This window comes from Methylotuvimicrobium sp. (genome assembly GCF_050611805.1).
GTDB lineage: Bacteria > Pseudomonadota > Gammaproteobacteria > Methylococcales > Methylomonadaceae > Methylotuvimicrobium.
Genome location: NZ_JBNGHF010000106.1, coordinates 1 through 3,696 on the forward strand (window position 1 = coordinate 1; position 3,696 = coordinate 3,696).

The following is a 3,696-nucleotide window of genomic DNA, read 5'->3' on the forward strand; positions in this document are numbered from 1 at the left end:
GCGGTACGAGACGCTAGAGCGTCTCGGTCTTCATTCCCACGCCGGAGCGTGGGAATGATAGGGGTGTGAATAATTACTTCACGGCATATATAAAGCCTGTTATTTTGTTTGTTGTTGCGAAAAAAATACAATCTTGGCGTGGCGATAACAAAACATTTAATTAGCTAAACAAAATATTAAATTTAGAGTCTATTGCTATTGATAAATAATGTTTATTAAATAAAAAATGCGTTGATAGCAAAATAATAATGTAAACTATACGCGACTTGAAGTTGTATAAATACGACAGGTATTTGTTGTAAAAATACAACGGACTTAGTTAAAATTGCATGCAACTTGAGTTTTTCTTAAAAAGTAACCATTTTTCATATCGGTCATTCCTATCAAGACCCCCGGTTTGTTGAAGGTTTTTATTCAATTTAGAGGTTGTTATGTGTTTAAAAAAAATAATGGCTAGTGCTTTATTGGCAGGATTTGCCGCCATTCCTTCGGCCTGGGCCGAGGAGCCGCAAGATGATCGTTGGTATGTTGCGCCATTCGGCACCTTCATTAAATCAGGCGGCGACCGGGGCGCTAAAGACGGTTGGGGCGGCGGTATGGGTTTTGGGAAAATGCTCAACGACCATTTCAACGTCGAGTTGAGAGGTTTTTACCAAGGTTTCAGTGGCTACAATAATGGCGAAACAGGTCAAACCAATGGGCGTTGGGATTTAACCGGCGGTTCAGCGGATCTGCAATATTACTTTTTTCGCGATACCTTTTCGCCATATATCGTTGCCGGCATCGGCGGCATGAATACCAGCGTGCCAGGTGATAGCGCAGCTTCTATTACCGGCGAAGGCGGTGTCGGTTTTACTTACGAATTGCATGATAACTTCCTATTGCGGAGTGATGTGCGTTATCGTTACAACAATAACCTCAACGCCAATCTGCGTCCCGGTACCGAGGAATATCATGACATGACCGTCAATGTCGGCTTTGTGATTCCGTTCGGAGAAAAACCGAAAGCGGCTTTTACACCTGTGAAATTCGAGCCTGAGCCGGCTGCTCCGGATTGTTCGACCCTAGATTCGGATGGTGACGGCGTTAACGATTGTTTGGATAAATGCCCGGGTACTATTCCCGGTAGTAAGGTTGATGCGCAAGGCTGCCCTATTAGTATCGAGCTCAAAGGGGTTAACTTTAGGTTCGATTCTGCCGAGCTGACTGAACAAGCAAAGATAATTTTAGATGGAGTCGCTGAAAAGTTGATTGCCTATCCGCAAGAAAAAGAAATCGAAGTTCAAGGTCATGCCAGTAGTGAAGGTGGCTACAACTACAACATGAGATTGTCTGAGCGCCGGTCGCAATCGGTTGTTGATTACCTGAAAGCTAAAGGGGTAACCGACAGTATGCACGCTAAAGGTTACGGCCCCAATCGTCCCATTGCCGATAATAGAACCGAGGCAGGTCGAGTTCAAAATCGCCGTGTAGAATTGATCTGGATGGAAAATTAATCCAGCCTTTACAATTTGAAGTGACGATGGATTATGATATTGAATATGATTATTAACTTTCAATTACTTATGCTCACCAAATGTTAGGGCTGGGTTAAGTAATAATTTCATCGGTTTTGAATATAAAAAACCCGCTTTCGAGCGGGTTTTTTTATTTTTGGGATTTCCACTCATACGGATCAAGCTAAAAACGGCCAATCCGCATCACGCTCTTTCCCTAACTCCAGCTTGGGAAAGACACCCCGGAACCGGAAGCTCCGGCTTCCTGATCCTAGTGGAATGACGCGTTATTTCCTTAAGTTGATTCCCATCCGCGGGTCGTCAAAACGGCATTAGACGAAGAGCAACAATCCATCTAATTTCCTCTAAAAATCGATGCAATAACAATATCTTGGAAAGGAGTCAAAATTTATTGGCATTCCATTGATAGGACTCCATAATGTCTTTACAAAGGCCAGGCTCTTGGCCGCTAACCCAACCTTTGCCTTCATGGAAACCTTTAGGAAGGTCGGCAAGAGTCGGGCCGAATTTGCGGCTTTTGCATCCTTGAGACTGAGGGTTGTCGCAACAGCATTTCATTGCGGCGACATGTTTTTTTATCAGAGCCGGGGCCGCGGCAATAGGCGGCATCCAGTTTCTTTCGTTCGGACCCGAAGTTAGCCAGGTGCTCAGCGTTTTGTCCGGATGTCCCGTGGCAAATTCAAAACTATAACCGCAAGTTCCAGAGGTCGTCATTTTATGGCACTGAGTACAGAGTTGCTGCTCGCCATCGATAGGGTCGGTTGTAATCTGGAGAATATGATGTTTATTGAAGAAGTTTTGAAAAGGCTTGCCAACCGCTAAAAAGGGTAGAGGTGCCATCGTGTAAATATCCGGTAGGCCGTGTTTCGAATTAATGTACGGACTGTATTTAAAGCCGTGCGCATTGTGGCAGGCAACGCAACCGGCTTCCGCGGTAAACTCCGGCGATTTAAAAGCTTGATTGGCATCCCGGTACCAAAGATCCTGAGGAAAGTCTTTCGGAGGTCGTGCTTGCTCCGAATTGTATTGATTTAAATAATCGTCCTTGCTGGGAAGGGGGGCATCAAGGGGCGGCAAAAAACCGACCACTGCTTCGCCATATTGAGTGAGATAACAACTTTGTCCTGTTTTTGTATTCCGCAGGATAAGGCCGATATCGTTAAAAGTATTGTAAAGATAATAAAGTTCGGTTTTCTCGGCGCTAGACGCTTTCTCAAAGCGTTCTTTTCTTTGCTGCTGGTTCATGCCGAGATTGGCTTTGGTTTTTCGAAACCAATCTTTTTCGAATTGACTCCCTTTTTGCCGGCAGTTGAGCACCATGATGCTGTCGTCGTCGAGTTGCTTAATTTGTAAATGCGAGTAGGTCCAGCAGCCCATATCGCCGCCTAGCCAATGAGGGTTGTCGCATCTTTTCGAGTTTGAGAGGAGTTTTTCCCAGTTATCTTCTTGAATTTCTTTTTTGTCGACATAAATAGGCACTTGTGTGCCGTCTAAACATGAGAGCACCGGCAATTTTCGGGTGATCCCAAGCTCAGCCTTGCATGCCTCTACATGCTGAAGAACGGTATAGTCCGATGAGGTATCATGAGTGTTGGGACGGTAAACCAAGTACGCTATGACACCGATAATCAGTGTAACCGTTACGATTAGTGTTGTTTTCATAGTCTACTACCTCTTAGGATTTCGTGAAAAATAACTTCCTGGAACTATGAGTTTTGTAGCGGGTTCGGTAACTCGCTTGACAGGACGCCGTGAATACATTCATGTAGGCTTGACGGCGGAATCTGATTGCCAAGGATGGCATGAATGCAGATTTTGCAGGAGCAAAAATCTGCCCTGCCGCCGACACCTGTCAATCGAGCAACCGAACCTGCTTGCCCTGCATTAAAAATAGGAAGTTATTTATGACCGAATCTTTAGTTTATTTTGTTATAGAAAAGAGGTGTTGCTGGTTGAGTTTTCAAATTAATAGCGCTTTAGCTTTTTTTATGCAAGCCCTATCCGCAAGAAACTTAAGGTTTTTGTCATTTAACGGACATGAGCGCTTTGCTGTCGGCTTAACTATAATTAATAAAAACAATAAGTTATTTAGTTATTGTGCGGAAATATAAGTTTTTCACGCTCTTTCCCAAGCTCCAGCTTGGGAAAGACACCCCGGAAGCTCCAGCTTCCTGAGACC

Annotated in this window: 2 protein-coding genes; one reads left to right on the top strand and one right to left on the bottom strand. The window is 44.4% G+C overall.

Going from position 1 to position 3,696, the window contains the following annotated elements:
• The first annotated feature begins 431 nt into the window (after positions 1-431).
• The gene (locus tag ACRJJO_RS21825) at positions 432-1,496 is read left to right on the top strand and encodes an OmpA family protein (RefSeq protein ID WP_431067665.1); all 1,065 of its coding nucleotides are present in this window, start codon (positions 432-434) and stop codon (positions 1,494-1,496) included.
• 402 nt (positions 1,497-1,898) lie between these two features.
• Here ACRJJO_RS21825 and ACRJJO_RS21830 read toward each other — a convergent pair whose 3' ends face one another.
• A complete protein-coding gene (locus ACRJJO_RS21830; protein ID WP_431067666.1) occupies positions 1,899-3,179 on the bottom strand; it encodes a hypothetical protein in 1,281 nt (426 codons plus the stop codon).
• Between the last annotated feature and the right edge of the window lie 517 nt (positions 3,180-3,696).

What these genes read in the sequence shown, in the direction of transcription:
- ACRJJO_RS21825 (WP_431067665.1), top strand. Translation starts at nt 432, where the DNA reads ATGTGTTTAAAAAAAATAATGGCTAGTGCTTTATTGGCAGGATTTGCC.
- ACRJJO_RS21830 (WP_431067666.1), bottom strand. Translation starts at nt 3,179, where the DNA reads ATGAAAACAACACTAATCGTAACGGTTACACTGATTATCGGTGTCATA.